The following is a 14,639-nucleotide window of genomic DNA, read 5'->3' as shown; positions in this document are numbered from 1 at the left end:
CGCCGCGGCGACGCAATGCGGATGCCGTCGCTTCAACAAGCTGAAGAAAACCTAAAGGGACGATCAGGCGGCATGGCTGCCAGGCATCCCCCTGAAGCCGCGCGCCATCCCTCCGCACACGGCAGACAGCGCGGAGCGAGGCCCGCTCCGCGCATTCATCCTGCCTCACTCCACGCGATACACCTCGGCGCCCTGCGCGCGGAATTCGGCCGACTTGGTGGCCATGCCCGCCTCCAGTGCGGCGGCTTCGTCGATGCCCTGCCCGGCCGCGTAATCGCGCACGTCCTGGGTGATCTTCATCGAACAGAAGTGCGGGCCGCACATCGAGCAGAAGTGGGCAAGCTTGTGCGCGTCCTTCGGCAGGGTCGCATCGTGGAATTCCCTGGCCTTCTCCGGATCCAGGCCGAGGTGGAACTGGTCTTCCCAGCGGAACTCGAAGCGCGCCTTGCTCAGCGCGTTGTCGCGTACCTGCGCGCCGGGATGGCCCTTGGCCAGGTCGGCCGCGTGCGCGGCGATGCGGTAGGCCATGATGCCGTCGCGCACGTCCTGGCGGTCCGGCAGCCCCAGGTGTTCCTTCGGCGTCACGTAGCAGAGCATCGCCGTGCCGTACCAGCCGATCATCGCCGCACCGATGGCACTGGTGATGTGGTCGTAGCCGGGGGCGATGTCGGTGGTCAGCGGACCGAGCGTATAGAACGGCGCTTCGCCGCATTCGCGCAGCTGCTTGTCCATGTTCTCCCTGATCAGCTGCATGGGCACATGGCCGGGACCTTCGACCATGGTCTGCACGTCGTGCTTCCAGGCGATCTTCGTCAACTCGCCCAGCGTCTCCAGCTCGCCGAACTGCGCCGCATCGTTGGCGTCGGCGATGCAGCCCGGGCGCAGGCCGTCGCCCAGCGAGAAGGCCACGTCGTAGGCCTTCATGATTTCGCAGATGTCCTCGAAGTGGGTGTAGAGGAAGTTCTCCCTGTGATGCGCCAGGCACCACTTGGCCATGATCGAGCCACCGCGCGAGACGATGCCGGTGATGCGTCCGGCGGTCAGCGGCACGTAGCGCAGCAGCACGCCGGCGTGGATGGTGAAGTAGTCCACGCCCTGCTCGGCCTGTTCGACCAGCGTGTCGCGGAAGATGTCCCACGTCAGCGCCTCGGCGCGACCGTCCACTTTCTCCAGCGCCTGGTAGATCGGCACGGTACCGATTGGCACCGGCGAATTGCGCACGATCCACTCGCGCGTCTCGTGGATGTGCCTGCCGGTCGAAAGATCCATGACCGTATCGCCGCCCCAGCGGATCGCCCACACCAGCTTTTCCACTTCCTCGGCGATGCCCGAGGACACCGCGCTGTTGCCGATGTTGGCGTTGATCTTGGTCAGGAAGTTGCGGCCGATGATCATCGGCTCGCTTTCCGGATGGTTGATGTTGCTGGGCAGGATGGCGCGGCCGCGGGCGATCTCCCCGCGCACGAACTCGGGGGTGATGGTCCTCGGGATGGATGCGCCGAATGCCTCGCCGGGATGCTGCCGCAATAGCGCCGATCCCTCCGCAAGAGCCCGCGCCTCCTTGTGCGGACTTTTCAACAGGGCATCGCGCACCGCTTCCAGCCGCTGGTTCTCGCGGATGGCGACGAACTCCATCTCCGGGGTGACGATGCCGCGGCGCGCGTAGTGCATCTGGGTGACGTTGGCGCCGGCACGCGCACGGCGCGGCAGGCTGCGCGCCGGAAAGCGCACCGCGTCGAGCTTCGGGTCGTGCTCGCGGCCGCGGCCGAACAGCGAGCTCAGCCCCTGCAGCCGTTCGGTATCGCCCCGCTCTTCGATCCAGCGCGCACGCAGCGCCGGCAGGCCGGCGGACAGGTCGATGCGCGTCTCCGGATCGGTGTACGGGCCGGAGGTGTCATAGACCGTGAGCGGCGGATTGTCCTGCCCACCGAACAGGGTCGGCGTGCGGGTCAGCGCGATCTCGCGCATCGGCACCCGCAGGTCGGGGCGCGAGCCCGGCACGTGGATCTTGTGCGAGCCGGGAATCGGCCGGGTCACGGATTCGGAGAGTTGCTGCGCCTGCTGCTGCAGGGCGGAAAGTGGTGCGTTCATCGGCGGCGTCCTGTTTGGGGCCCGCGCGGATGCACGGGCCGGACGAAGCGAAGGCGCACTGCCGCTGGCGCATGGTCGCACCCTGGGCAGGCATCCACGCACGATGGGGCATTGCGAAGCTTCCCTACGCCGGTATCAACCGGATCAGGTTCCAAGGGACTGTCTCAACCGCGGCACGATGGCCGCGGTACCCCCGCTTCGGGCGGCATTAGAGCATGAAGCGCAGGCCAAAGGCACCGGCGCTCCCCGCTGGCCTCTGCCGGCCCGCTAGGACGCATGCCAGCGCATGATCGAGCCTTCCCGCTGGATTCCGGCACGGCAGCGCACCTGCGGCCGCGGCAGGATCTGCATGCGCGTCCATCGCACACCGCGGCCATCGCTCGCAGTGGATGGCGAAGCGCGTTCTAACGGAATCGTGACGGCCCTTTCAGTAGGATGCGCCGCTGCCGCATTCATGCCGCTCCTGTGCCGCCACGCCGGCCCTTCCTCTTCCGCGCCTGTTCGTGGCCGGTTCCACCGCAAGCCCTGGCTCGCTCCCCCATCCCCAGATCGGAGAAGCTCCTCCATGGTGTTTCGTGTTTCCATCGCATTGGTCGCCGCACTGGTGCTGCTGGCCGGCATCGCCCCCGGCCCCTTCAACGACGTCGTGCAGGCCGCACTGGTCGAGGTCGTGCGCAGCGTCGGCTGGATGTACCTGCTGATCGTGTTCCTGACGCTGACCTTCCTGCTGTACCTGGCCATCGGCCGCTTCGGCAACCTGCGCATCGGCGGCGAGGACGCCGAGCCGGATTTTTCGTGCGCCAGCTGGCTGGCGATGCTGTTCGCCACCGGCATGGGCATCGGCCTGGTGTTCTGGGGCGCGGCCGAACCGATCTCGCATTTCGCCAAGCCGCCGGAAGGCCTGGCCCCGCAGAGCGTGGATGCCGCGCGCGCGGCGATGCGCTACGCCTTCTTCCACTGGGGCCTGCACCCGTGGGCGATCTATGCGCTGATCGGCCTGGCGATGGCCTGGTTCCAGTACAACCGCAACGGCCGCGGGCTGATCAGCGACATGCTGCAGCCGCTGATCGGCCGCCATCACCGCGGCGCCATCGGCCACACGGTCAACATCGCCGCGGTGGTCGCCACCGCGATCGGCGTGGCCACCACGCTGGGCTTCGGCACCATCCAGATCGCCGCCGGCCTGCAGCGCGTGTTCGGCATCGCCGCGACGGTGCCGGTGCAGCTGACCATCATCGCCATCGCCTTCGTGCTGTACATGGCCTCGACCCTCAGCGGCGTGGAGCGCGGCATCAAGTGGCTGTCCAACTTCAACCTGCTGCTGGCGGCCGTGCTGCTGGCCGCGCTGCTGGTGCTGGGCCCGACCGGCTTCATCTTCGACACCTTCACCACCACGCTCGGCGCCTACCTCAACCAGCTGGTGACGATGAGCCTGCGCATGTCGCCGTTCTCCGGCAGCACCTGGGTGGCGGACTGGACCATCTTCTACTGGGCGTGGTGGATCGCCTGGGCGCCGTTCGTCGGCGCGTTCATCGCCCGCGTGTCGCGCGGCCGCAGCGTACGCGAGTTCGTGGTCGGCGTGGTACTGGCGCCGACCCTGCTCGGCTTCCTGTGGTTCTCGGTGTTCGGCGGCACCGCGCTGTGGGCGCAGATCACCGGCCACGCCGACCTGCTGCAGGCGCTGGGCAACGGTTATGAAACCGTGCTGTTCGCCCTGTTCGACAGCCTGCCCGGGCCACTGCTGCTGTCCATCGTCGCGCTGGTTCTGCTGGTGATCTTCTTCGTCACCTCGGCCGATTCGGCGGTGCTGGTGCTGGCCAGCATGTCCACCGACGAGGCCGGCGATCCGCCGCTGTCGCGCAAGGCGGTGTGGGGCGTGGCGGTGGCGCTGATCGCCGCGGTCCTGCTGCTGGCCGGCGGTCTGGACGCGCTGCAGGGCATGATCACCATCGCCGCGCTGCCGTTCGCGCTGCTGATGGTGCTGGTGATGGTCTGCCTGTACCGCGTGCTGGACGCCGAACACAACCGCCAGCGGCGCCTGGCCCAGCGCGCGCGGCACATGGTCGAGGCCTGGATCGAGCGCGAGAAGGCCGCGCAGGAGGAAACCCGCAGCGAAGCGACCCGCGCGCAGGACCTGGATTGACGAGGGAGCGCCGGGCAGCGCCCGGCGCCTTCGGCATCAGTAACCGGCCGCCTGCCCGTCCTTGCGGCTTTCCGACGCGCCGTAGTACACGCCGGTCTCCGCGTCGCGCATGATCGCCTGGTAACCGCCGTAGGGGCCGTCGGCGAACACCACGCGGTGGCCCTTGCGCATCAGCGCGCGGATGGTCTCGTAGGGGAAGCCGGTCTCCAGGTTGACCTCGCCGCCATCGCTCATCGCCGTGCCCTGCCCGGTCGGCTCGGTCGAGCCCTCGTGCTGGATGCGCGGCGCGTCGCCGGCTTCCTGCAGGTTCATGCCGAAGTCCACCAGGTTCATCACGATCTGCGCATGGCCCTGCGGCTGCATCGCCCCGCCCATCACGCCGAAGCTGGCGAACGGCTTGCCGTCCTTGGTGATGAAGGCCGGGATGATGGTCTGGAACGGGCGCTTGCCCGGCGCGTAGCCGTTGGGATGGTCCTTGCGCAGCACGAACATCTCGCCGCGGTCCTGCAGGATGAAGCCCAGCCCCGGCGGCGCCATGCCGCTGCCCATGCCGCGGTAGTTGGACTGGATCAGCGAGACCATCATGCCGTCGGCATCGGCCACGGTCATGTAGATGGTGTCGCCCTCCTCCAGCTGCTTCGGCGTGCCCGGCTGCGCCTCCTTCAACGCCTTGTCCATCGAGATCAGCGCGCGCCGCTGCGCCGCGTAGTCCTTGGACACGAGCCGCTGCACCGGCGCAGGTGAGAACGCAGGATCTGCGTAGAAGCGCGCGCGGTCGGCGAAGGCCAGCTTCTTGGCCTCGACGAACAGGTGCACGTGCTCGGGCGAGCCGAACGGGATCTTCGTGAAGTCATAGCCTTCAAGTATGTTGAGGATCTGCAGCGCGGCGATGCCCTGGCTGTTCGGCGGCAGCTCCCACACGTCGTAGCCGCGGTAGTTGCTGCTCACCGGCTCGACCCATTCGCCGTGGTGGCTGGCCATGTCCTCGTAGGCCAGGAAGCCGCCGTTGGCCTTGAAGTAGGCATCGATGGTGCGGGCGATGTCGCCCTTGTAGAACGCATCGCGGCCGCCGTCGGCGATCTTCTGCAGGGTGTCGGCCAGGTTCGGGTTGCACCACAGCTCGCCCTTGCGTGGCGCGTGGCCGTCGATCGTGAACTGCTCCTTGAAGCCGGGGTACTGCGACAGGCGCGGCACCGAGCGGTCCCAGTAGTAGGCGATCACCTCGGCCACCGGATGGCCCTCGCGCGCGTAGCGGATCGCCGGGGCGAGGTTGTCGGCCATCGGCCTGCGCCCGAAGCGCTCGTGCAGGGCGAACCAGCCATCGACGGCACCGGGCACGGACACCGGCAGCGGCCCGGTGGCGGGGATGTCCTTCAGCCCGCGGCGCTGGAACTCGGCCAGGGTGAGCGACTTGGGCGAGCGGCCGGAGCCGTTGTAGCCATACAGCTTCTGCGTCTTCGGGTCCCAGACGATGGCGAACAGGTCGCCGCCGACGCCGTTGCCGGTCGGCTCCATCAGGCCGAGCGCGGCGTTGGCGGCGATCGCCGCGTCCACCGCCGAACCGCCGGACTTCATCACCTCCAGCGCGATCTGCGTGGCCAGCGGCTGCGAGGTCGCCGCCATCGCATGCGGCGCGATCACCTCCGAGCGGGTGGCGAAGCCGGGGCCGGTGATGCGGTCGGCGGCGTGCAGGGTGGGAATGGCCAGGCAGGACAGGAGCAGCAGCGGGAAACGTTTCATGGGCGCAGCCGGGAGCAGGAACGGACCCGGACGATAACCGGACGACGGCATTCGTGCATCCGTCGCCGCACGCGGAGCGGTGCTCATCGTTCCCGCCGGATTGCACGCCCGCCACCGCAAGGCGTCGCGCGGCCGCCCCGGCTGCCATCAAGCCCGGCCGCGATGCGCTCTTACGCTCCTCTTACGCCGGTGGCCTATCAAGTTGCCCGAAACAACACACGCCCTGCGGAACCTCCGTTTCCGCCGGGCCGCGCAGGTTTCCATCAAAGGGGCAATCCAATGCAAATGTCTTCCAAGCGCCGCCAGGGCGGCTTCACCCTTGTCGAAATGGCCGTGGTGCTGGTCATCATCGGCGTGATCATCGGTGCGGTGATGATCGGCCGCGACGTGCAGCGCAACGCCGAGTACACCCGCATCAAGCAGAAGTTCATCGACCAGTGGGTGGTCACCTACAACAGCTACCACCAGCGCTATGGCGCACCGATCGGCGACAACCAGTCCGCGCCGCAGTTGATGGTCAATGGCGCTCATTTCACTGGTTTCTCCGGCGGCGACATGAGCAAGAACGCCACCGAGCCGTCGCTGATCTGCTCCGGCGCCGGTGACATACCCAAGGACGTGGGCCGTAGCAAGGAAACCACCGCCGAATTCGATCTGCGCGACCTGGTACGCAAGGCTGGCATCACCCTGCCGCCGGGCCGCGGCGAGGGCAAGGAAGACCGCTACGCCTACCTGGACACCAACGGCAATCCGCAGGAAATCCGCATCTGCTTCGGCTGGAACAAGCCCGGCAGCGCCTACGGTTCGGGCAACTCGATGATCATCACCGGCCTGACCCCGGACCTGGCCCGCGCACTGGACCAGATGATCGACGGCAAGCCGGACGCCGGCAACGGCGCGTTCCGCCAGTACATCACCGGCCTGACCCGCCAGGCGACCAATGCCGGCGGTGCGACCGATGCCACGAAAATCGGCACCGAGTGGGGCGGCAACAACACCGGCTCGATGAGCGCCACCACCGAAGGCAGCAAGTTCGGCTCCGCCACAGACGACGACCAGGTGATGACCGTCGTCGCCAACTACAAAATGAACCAGTAAGCCGATGCGTCCCTTCTTCCTGCTCGCGCGCCTGCGCGACTCGCGCCGCGCCTCGCTGCTGCTGTTCGCCGCGACCCTGGCCACGCTGGTGGTCGCGGCGATCTGGTTCGTCAACGCGCGCTCGGCCCTGGCCGATGCCTACCAGCGGCTGGGCGAACGCAACCAGTCGCTGTCCGAGGCGAAGGTGCGCGAGCAGGAAACCCGGCTGCGCGTGGATTACGCCAATTCCTCGCGCCAGTTGCTGGCGTCGGCCCGTGCCCATGGGCTGGCTCCGGACATCTGGGGCGAGCGGCTGATCAACCTGCGCCAGAGCCAGATGAGCCGCGAGGAAACGCTGCCCCTGCTCGCCACCGTGCAGCGCGCGCCCGACCGCCTGTTCGGCGCCGAGGCCTTCGAGATCGCCGTCACGCACCCGGACGAAGGGCTGTTCGATCCGCCCGACAGCGCCGACCGCAAGCCTGCGCCGCTGTCGCTGACCCTGCGCGGCAGCCTGCTGTTCCAGACCGCCAACGATCCCGGCGCCCATCAGGGAACCTCTTCGCCATGAGCCAGCTTCACGTCATCCAGCAGCAGGGCCAGTGGCTGGTATTCGATGGCCGCAACGTATCGCGCAGCGACAGTCGTCCGCGTCTGCAACGCTCGGCCGTGGTAGTCAGCGATTTCGAGAATGCGGTCAGCAACGTCATCTCGCTGGAAGGCAGCCCGGCCCATGCGGTCGCGCTGATCGAAAAGCGCCTGCGTTCGGACGGCCTGATCGACAGCGAAAGCAAGATCCTGATCCACAAGACCCGCGGCGTCGGCGCCGGCTACCAGACGCTGTTCACCGCTGTTCCGCTGGACCTGTGGCAACAGACCTACGCCTGGGCCGAGGCGCAGCCAGACCATTGCCTGCTGATCCCGTTCACCTCGCTGTTGTTCAAGTCGCTCAGGCCCGGCCTGGGACTGGTGCTCCAGTCCGGCCGGCAGGTCAGCGTGCTGGCCGTGCTCAAGCACGACATGGTCTATCGCACCGCACTGGCCTACAGCGAGGACCCTTCCGACCTGGCGATGACCGTGGGCGCCCTGGCCGAGCAGTTCGCCGAGGACCTGGGCACCGGCGAGGACAACCTGGAGCCGCTGTCGATCCAGTGGTGCCCGGTGCTGGTCCGGCAGCCTGGCGAAGGCGGGTCATGGGCGGACGATGATCTGCGCGAAATCTTCTCCGCGCGCAGCGGCCTGCCGGTGACCAGCGTACCGCTGCGGCAGGTGGTGGACGAGCACGGCAACGAGTACCGCAGCGGCATCGGCTGGATCCAGTCCATGGCCAGCACGTCGATCGCGGTCAATCCGCTGGGCAGCCGCATTGCCTGGTTCGCCGAAGGAGCCTTGCCCATCGCCAGCGCGGCGTCGCTGGTGTTCGCGATGATCCTGGGCGCACTGGGCGCGCGCTGGGCGCTTGGCGCTCGCGAAGCCAATGTGCGCTCGGACCAGCTGGGCGAGGAAATCGCGGCGATCGAGCGGCAGATCGACGGCCTGCACGCGCGTGAAGCGATGCCCGATGACTTCCCAGCTACCCAGGCCTTCATCGAACGTGCCGCGCGCCTGCAGAACGGTGCCGACCCCAGTGCCAGCCTGGCCCTGGTGCGTGATGCCGCAGCCGGCCAGGTACGCATCCTGCGGGTGCGGCTGGAGGAGCCACCTGCGCAGGCGGCGCAGGGCATGCCTGCCCCGCAACCGGCGCCCGCGGCCGACGGCTACACCCTGCGCGTGGACGGTGTCGCCGATGCCTGGCGCGGCACGGCCGGCATGCAGGTGCCCACCTTCGTCGAACGACTGCGTCGCGCCGGCTTCGATCCGCAACCGGTCGATCCCCAGGGCGGCGGGCTCAACACGCGTTCGGCCGGCGGCTTCTTCTCCTATCTGCTCAAGAGCCCGCTGTCGCAGGCCGCGGAGTCGCGTCCATGAAAATGAAATTCACCGCCGCTTTCGCCCTGGCGGTCTGGCTGGTGGTCACCGGCTGGCTGGCGACCATGGTCATCGTCAAACCGGCAGTCCTGCACCTGGGCAACGATGCGGACGAAACCGCGGAGATGGCGCAACTGCGCGGCGCCATCGAGCACAACCGGCAGATGCAGGAACGCGTGGCCCTGTTGCGCCAGTCCGCCTATACCGATGGCAACCAGCCGCTGCTGGCCCTGCCTTCGGCACTTCCGGCCGCAACTGCTGGCGGCGCCGCCGCCCCACACGGAACCGCCAGCACCGGCGCCGATCCTTCGACGCATACGGTTTCCGTGGTCCTGGTCGCCAATGGCCAGCGCAGCGCCATCATCGATGGCCGCCATGTCCGTGCCGGCACGCGGCTCGCCGATGGTTCGCGCGTGGCGGCCATCGGTGCCGACTGGGTGCGCATAGAGAGCTCGGACGGCGCACGCGCCGTGCACGCGGTGCCCTCGCCCTATCAGCCTGCCAGCGGAGCCGCACGATGAATCCGGCACACAAGCCCCTGCTGTGGGGTGGCGCGCTCATCGTCGTGGGCGCGCTGGCGGTTATCGCCCTGCGCGGAATCGGCGGCGGCGGCGACGCGCCAGCCCCGGCGACGCAAACCGCACCGGCACAAGAACCGGCGGCAGCCGCCGCCGTCGCTCCGTCCTCCGCCGATGAGCCGATGCCATGGATGCAGGGCGAAGGTGCCCCTGCCGGCGGCACCGCCATTGCGCGTGCCGCGGCTGGCAATGCACCGCAGGCGGTGGCGCAAGCCGAGATCGACCGCTCGCTTGCCGACATCCGCCAGAAGTCGGAGCACAACATCCGCGCTGCCGACGACATGCTGGCCCAGCTCGATGCCCTGGAGAAATCCGGCAAGGTGCCGCCGGATCTGCGGCTGGATGCGCTGCGCAACAATCTGGTCATCGCCAAGCGCGCGCAGTCGCTGGCGCGCGAGCTGGCCGAATCCACCCAATTGCCCGACAGCCCGCAGCGGCGCCAGCGCAACGCCGAGATCGTCGCCGAACTGCAGCAGCTGCAGGGCCAGCTGCGCTACGACGTGGCCCCCGCCGGCCTGCCCACCGCCGCGGACCGGACCCGGTGACATGCAGCCACGCCACCGCCCCGCACGGCTCGGCCCCGGCACGCGCAGCGGCTTCTCGCTGGTGGAGCTGGCGGTGGTCGTGGGCGTGCTCGGCCTGCTGGCCATGACCGCGCTCTCCGCCTTCGACAATCTCGGCCAGGCGCGCCGCCACAATGCCGCCCGCGCCCATGCCGAAGCCGCGCGGCAGGCGCTGTACGCCTTCGCGCTGCGCAACAAGCGCCTGCCCTGTCCCGACCTGTCGGCCAACGGCGATACCGGCTTCGAGGGCAGCAATGGCAGCTGCGCCGCCAGCGCCAATGTCGGCTGGCTGCCCTATGCCAGTCTCGGGCTGGACGTACCGGTACGCGGCGAGCGCCTGCGCTATGGCGTCCATCGCGGGACGACCGCCACCGACCTGGTCGCTCCCCTGCGCGAATCGGCCGACCAGCCCGACCTGGAATACGCGGGCGGCTTCGGCTCGGCACTGTCGCGCATGGCCGCCGGCACCGCCACCGCGCCGCTCGCCAGCCAGCCGCATTACGTCAGCGACGGCACGCCCACGCAGTGCGGCAGCGGCGGCGCCGGCTCGCGGGTAGTCAATCCCGCCTTCGTGCTGGTGGCTCCGGTCAGCGCCCGCGACGGCGGCACCGGCGATGCCGGCTTCGACGGCGCCAACAACCGCGCCTTCGCCCAGGGCAACGGCAAGTGCGTCACTCCTCCCGACTACCCCGGCGATGAGCGCTACGACGATCTCGTCGTCGCCGAAAGCGCCACTGCCCTGCTCGGTTGGCTGATGGCCACCGCGCGCTGACCGCCGATGCCCTTCCTCCTGCATTCCACCGTTTCCTTCCAAGGTACAGAACCGATGAATCCCAACGCCCGCACCGCCCGCGTCCCACGCCGTCCCACGGTCAGAACGCTCGTCAGCGCGATCGGCGCGTTGGCGCTGACCGCATGCAGCAACATGCCGCCGCGCAGCGTCCAGGAACTGCCGCCGACCGAATACAAGGCCCTGGAACGCAGCGGCACGGCCATCGTCGAGGAATCGAAGAAGCTCGCCAGCCAGCAGGACCGCATGCGCGAACAGGTCGAACAGCGCCTGCAGCAGCTTGCCGAACCCGCCGCACCGGTCGCGCCTGCCTACGACCCGCTGGAAAACACGGTGGTCAGCATCAGCATGTTCAACGCCGACGTCGGCCAGTTGCTGTGGGCGCTGGCCGACGAGCTGAAGATGAACCTGATCGTCGACCCGCACGTGCTGGAGCAGCGCCAGCGCACCAGCCTGCACCTGCGCAACGTCAGCGCGCGCGAGGTCTACAACCACATCCTCGACGCCTTCGACCTGCACGGCGAAATCCGCGGCGGCGCGCTGGTGGTCGGGCAGATGCGCGAGCGCATCTTCAACGTGGACATGCTCAACTCCAACACCTCCTTCGACCTGTCCACCGGCGGCGACGTGTTCGGCGCCGGCATGCAGAGCGCGGGCGGCGGCGGCCAGTCGCTGCGCGGCACCCTGACCATGACCGGCAGCGTCGGCAAGGACAACGACCCGTACAAGCAGCTCGATGCCGCGCTCAAGGTGATCCTGGGCGGCGAGCAGGGCGCGGCCGCCGCGCGCGGCCCGGATGATCCGCCCCCGCCGGAAGCCGGCCGCTACAGCCTCGACCCCGGCACCGGCACGCTGTTCGTGCGCGCCCGTCCCTCGCAGATCCGCGCGGTCGATGAGCTGATCGCCGTCACCACCGGGAAAATGCGCCGCCAGGTACTGGTGGAAGCGCAGATCCTGGACGTCTCGCTCAACGACGACTTCCAGTACGGCGTGGACTGGAACCTGCTGCGCAACCGCGTGGCCGGCATCTACGGCGACAGCCCTGCCACCATCACGCCGGCACCGGGCACCACCGGCAACCCGGACCTGGGCATCCCCGACAACCCCAATCTGCTGCCCTATCAGCGCTACGGCCGCTATGGCGACCAGGCGCGCAACATCGTCTTCCCCAACCAGACCCTGGGCTCGGCAATCGGCCGCGGGCTGGGCGTCAGCTACCTGACGGACACCTTCTCGGCCGCGCTCAACGCGCTGCGCACTTTCGGCAACGTCAAGGTGCTGTCCAATCCCAGCGTGCGCGTGCGCAACGGCAGCCCGGCCTACCTGAGCGTCGGCTCCAACATCCGCTACGTCACCAAGTCCACCAGCAATTTCTCCAACACCGGCGGCGGCAGCGCCTACAACCAGTCCACCGACATCCAGACCGACTCGCTGTTCTCCGGCGTGGTCATCGGCGTGGCCCCCATCGTGCGCGAAGACGGCGCCGTCGAACTGCTGGTGCACCCGATGCAGACCGAGGTGGAGCCGGGCAGCCTGACGCTGCGCGAGTTCCCCAACGGCAACGCGGTCACGTTGCCGGTGATCAACGTCAAGGGCATCACCACCACGCTCAACCTGCGCGACGGCGACACCGTGCTGCTCGGCGGCCTGATCGACCAGAAGGCCAGCCTCAACGACAGCGGCATCCCCGGCCTGTCCGATGTGCCGGCCTTCGGCAAGCTGTTCGGCTCCCGCGGCAAGCAGCAGAACACCCGCGAGCTGGTGCTGGTATTGCGGGTCAAGGTGATATGAGCCTGATCTACGACGCGCTGAAGGAACAGACCGGCCCGGCCACGACGGACCGGGCACGGACACGCGCGTCGTGGTGGGCCGGGCAGACCGAGCGCACGCGTACAACCCTGCTGCTCGCGGGCTTGCTGGTACTGGCGGTACCGCTGACCTACGCCGCCACTTCCGCGTTGAAGCATCGCGGCCCCCTTCCACAACCGCCGGTGGCAACGAGCGAACCGCAGGCGCCCGTGGCCGTGCCCATGGCCGTGGAAAAAACCCAGGCAGCGCCGCCGGCAGGCCTGGCGGTGGCGGAACCGGTGGGCATCGAGGCGGGCGCGCCGTTGGCGACCGGCGCCGCGCCGCCGCTGGAGCCGGTTGTCGCATCCGCTCCGCAGCCTGTCCCGGCGGTGGACGCGCGCAACGCCGGACTGGCTGTTCCTGCACCACCTGTCACCGCAGCCGGCGCCGCGAACACGATTGCCGCCGCCCCTGCCGCCGCTTCGCCTTCGGCACCATCGCCGATCAGCATCAAGGTCGAGCGCCGTACCGGCGCCGGCACCACCGCCCGGCCCGATGCCGACGACGGCCAGGTGGCGCGTACCGTGGCGGACATCGAATCGGCCATGTCGACCGGCGATCTGCCCGCGGCACGCCGTGCGCTGGCGCAACTGGATGCGCAGCTGCCAGGCGAAAGCCTCACCCTGCTGCGCATGCAGGCGTGGGTGTCACACGCGGACAACGACGCCGCCAACGCCGAAAGGCTCTACCGGCGGATCGTCGAGCGCGTGCCCGACGACATCAACGCCGGCGTGAACATCGCGCTGCTGGACGCACGCCGCGGCGACCTGGACGACGCACGCCAGCGCCTGACCCGGCTGTCCGGCCGCTATCCGCGCTCGCAGCAGATCACCCGCGCCCTCGCCGAACTGGATGGCCCGTCGCCATGAACCCGGCCCTGGCCCGCCACCTGCAGACGCTGGGACTGGAGCGCGCGCCGTTCCCGCCCACGCCCGATGCCGCGGCGTGGTTCCAGACCGCGCGACTGGAGGCCGAGCGGGTCGAAGCCGCGCACTGCCTGCGCACCCGCGCCGGCTTCGTGCTGCTGACCGGCGAGATCGGCACCGGCAAGAGCACCTTCCTGCGCCGGCTGCTGTTCTCCCTCGACGGCGAAGGCGTGGTCACCTCGATGGTGTTCAACACCTTCCTGCAGGGACCGGACCTGCTGGCCGCGGTGCTGCGCGACTTCGGCCTGGAGGCGCGCGGCACGCCGGCGGCCGACATCGATACCCTCAACCGCTTCCTGGTCCAGCAATGGCGCGCGCAGGTCACCTGCGTGCTGATGATCGACGACGCGCAGAACCTCACGCTCGAAAGCCTGGAGCTGCTGCGCCTGCTCACCAACCTGGAAACCGGCCAGGAAAAACTGCTGCAGATCGTCCTGGCCGGCCAGCCGGAACTGCGCGACAACCTGGAGCAGCCCGGCATCCGCCAGTTGACCAGCCGCATCTGCAAGCACGTACAGCTCGACGTGCTGGCCGCCGATGAAGTGCAGCGCTACGTGCACTATCGCCTCGAGGCGGCCGGCAACCCCAGCCCCGGCATCCGCCTGCGCGCCGACGCTGCACAGGCACTGCACCGCGCCAGCGGCGGCAACCCGCGCCGCATCCACCAGATCATGGACCGTTGCCTGTACGGCCTGTATGCGCAGCCCGCCGACCAGCGCGTGATCGACGCCGCACTGGTGCACCCTGCCGCCGCCGAAGCGGGCGCGCCGCCGCTCCGCCGGCACCGGGCCCGGCTCGTATACACATCTGACGCTGGCCACCACACTCATTCTGTAGACTCTGGTCCTCGCCCTATCACTGAGAAAACAACACGCTTCGCAAGCCCATGCGTTCTGCACACACCACGCTGCCAGCGAA

At 68.9% G+C, this 14,639-nt stretch carries 12 protein-coding genes and 1 riboswitch; of the genes, 10 read left to right on the top strand and 2 right to left on the bottom strand.

Going from position 1 to position 14,639, the window contains the following annotated elements:
- Nucleotides 1-165: 165 nt before the first annotated feature.
- Complete coding sequence (thiC, locus tag ABB22_RS05915) at nt 166-2,091, bottom strand: phosphomethylpyrimidine synthase ThiC (RefSeq protein ID WP_055771795.1); 1,926 nt, start codon at nt 2,089-2,091, stop codon at nt 166-168.
- Nucleotides 2,092-2,194: 103 nt separating this feature from the next.
- Nucleotides 2,195-2,296: riboswitch (TPP riboswitch) on the bottom strand.
- Between the two features lie 360 nt (nt 2,297-2,656).
- On the opposite strand from thiC, the gene ABB22_RS05910 reads away from it, so the two are divergent.
- Nucleotides 2,657-4,234: a BCCT family transporter gene (locus tag ABB22_RS05910; protein WP_055771797.1), complete on the top strand. Its 1,578-nt coding sequence runs from the start codon at nt 2,657-2,659 to the stop codon at nt 4,232-4,234.
- Nucleotides 4,235-4,270: 36 nt separating this feature from the next.
- Here ABB22_RS05910 and ggt read toward each other — a convergent pair whose 3' ends face one another.
- Nucleotides 4,271-5,974 carry a gamma-glutamyltransferase gene (ggt, locus tag ABB22_RS05905; RefSeq protein WP_055771800.1) on the bottom strand — a complete coding sequence of 568 codons (1,704 nt, stop codon included), beginning with the start codon at nt 5,972-5,974 and terminating at the stop codon, nt 4,271-4,273.
- Nucleotides 5,975-6,259: 285 nt separating this feature from the next.
- On the opposite strand from ggt, the gene ABB22_RS05900 reads away from it, so the two are divergent.
- From ABB22_RS05900 to ABB22_RS05860, 9 genes are all read left to right on the top strand, one after another.
- Nucleotides 6,260-7,072, top strand: coding sequence for a prepilin-type N-terminal cleavage/methylation domain-containing protein (locus tag ABB22_RS05900; protein ID WP_055771803.1), 813 nt, complete (start codon nt 6,260-6,262; stop codon nt 7,070-7,072).
- Between the two features lie 4 nt (nt 7,073-7,076).
- Nucleotides 7,077-7,619: a hypothetical protein gene (locus ABB22_RS05895; protein ID WP_055771805.1), complete on the top strand. Its 543-nt coding sequence runs from the start codon at nt 7,077-7,079 to the stop codon at nt 7,617-7,619.
- On the top strand, nt 7,616-9,016 hold the full coding sequence (locus tag ABB22_RS05890) for a hypothetical protein (RefSeq protein ID WP_055771808.1): 1,401 nt from the start codon (nt 7,616-7,618) through the stop codon (nt 9,014-9,016). The genes ABB22_RS05895 and ABB22_RS05890 overlap by 4 nt, the downstream gene beginning before the upstream one ends.
- Entirely contained in the window at nt 9,013-9,537 is a 525-nt protein-coding gene (locus ABB22_RS05885) for a hypothetical protein (RefSeq protein WP_152984055.1), read from the top strand. The genes ABB22_RS05890 and ABB22_RS05885 overlap by 4 nt, the downstream gene beginning before the upstream one ends.
- A complete protein-coding gene (locus ABB22_RS18395) occupies nt 9,534-10,139 on the top strand; it encodes a hypothetical protein (protein WP_055771813.1) in 606 nt (201 codons plus the stop codon). Before ABB22_RS05885 ends, ABB22_RS18395 begins: the two co-directional genes overlap by 4 nt.
- 1 nt (nt 10,140) lies before the next feature.
- On the top strand, nt 10,141-10,929 hold the full coding sequence (locus tag ABB22_RS18390) for a type II secretion system protein (protein WP_055771816.1): 789 nt from the start codon (nt 10,141-10,143) through the stop codon (nt 10,927-10,929).
- Between the two features lie 54 nt (nt 10,930-10,983).
- Entirely contained in the window at nt 10,984-12,738 is a 1,755-nt protein-coding gene (mshL, locus tag ABB22_RS05870) for a pilus (MSHA type) biogenesis protein MshL (protein ID WP_082443732.1), read from the top strand.
- On the top strand, nt 12,735-13,664 hold the full coding sequence (locus tag ABB22_RS05865; RefSeq protein WP_055771819.1) for a tetratricopeptide repeat protein: 930 nt from the start codon (nt 12,735-12,737) through the stop codon (nt 13,662-13,664). The genes mshL and ABB22_RS05865 overlap by 4 nt, the downstream gene beginning before the upstream one ends.
- The coding region (locus ABB22_RS05860; RefSeq protein WP_211264512.1) for an ExeA family protein at nt 13,661-14,639 on the top strand (979 nt) is incomplete at its 3' end. The genes ABB22_RS05865 and ABB22_RS05860, both read left to right, overlap by 4 nt.

Origin of the sequence: Stenotrophomonas nitritireducens, from assembly GCF_001431425.1 — a bacterium.
In the GTDB taxonomy this organism is placed as follows: domain Bacteria; phylum Pseudomonadota; class Gammaproteobacteria; order Xanthomonadales; family Xanthomonadaceae; genus Stenotrophomonas; species Stenotrophomonas nitritireducens.
Note: the sequence above shows the minus strand (reverse complement) of the source record. Positions and strands in the feature narration are given on the sequence as shown.

What these genes read in the sequence shown, in the direction of transcription:
- thiC (WP_055771795.1), bottom strand. Translation starts at nt 2,091, where the DNA reads ATGAACGCACCACTTTCCGCCCTGCAGCAGCAGGCGCAGCAACTCTCC.
- ABB22_RS05910 (WP_055771797.1), top strand. Translation starts at nt 2,657, where the DNA reads ATGGTGTTTCGTGTTTCCATCGCATTGGTCGCCGCACTGGTGCTGCTG.
- ABB22_RS05885 (WP_152984055.1), top strand. Translation starts at nt 9,013, where the DNA reads ATGAAAATGAAATTCACCGCCGCTTTCGCCCTGGCGGTCTGGCTGGTG.
- mshL (WP_082443732.1), top strand. Translation starts at nt 10,984, where the DNA reads ATGAATCCCAACGCCCGCACCGCCCGCGTCCCACGCCGTCCCACGGTC.
- ABB22_RS05900 (WP_055771803.1), top strand. Translation starts at nt 6,260, where the DNA reads ATGTCTTCCAAGCGCCGCCAGGGCGGCTTCACCCTTGTCGAAATGGCC.
- ABB22_RS18390 (WP_055771816.1), top strand. Translation starts at nt 10,141, where the DNA reads ATGCAGCCACGCCACCGCCCCGCACGGCTCGGCCCCGGCACGCGCAGC.
- ABB22_RS18395 (WP_055771813.1), top strand. Translation starts at nt 9,534, where the DNA reads ATGAATCCGGCACACAAGCCCCTGCTGTGGGGTGGCGCGCTCATCGTC.
- ABB22_RS05865 (WP_055771819.1), top strand. Translation starts at nt 12,735, where the DNA reads ATGAGCCTGATCTACGACGCGCTGAAGGAACAGACCGGCCCGGCCACG.
- ABB22_RS05895 (WP_055771805.1), top strand. Translation starts at nt 7,077, where the DNA reads ATGCGTCCCTTCTTCCTGCTCGCGCGCCTGCGCGACTCGCGCCGCGCC.
- ABB22_RS05890 (WP_055771808.1), top strand. Translation starts at nt 7,616, where the DNA reads ATGAGCCAGCTTCACGTCATCCAGCAGCAGGGCCAGTGGCTGGTATTC.
- ggt (WP_055771800.1), bottom strand. Translation starts at nt 5,974, where the DNA reads ATGAAACGTTTCCCGCTGCTGCTCCTGTCCTGCCTGGCCATTCCCACC.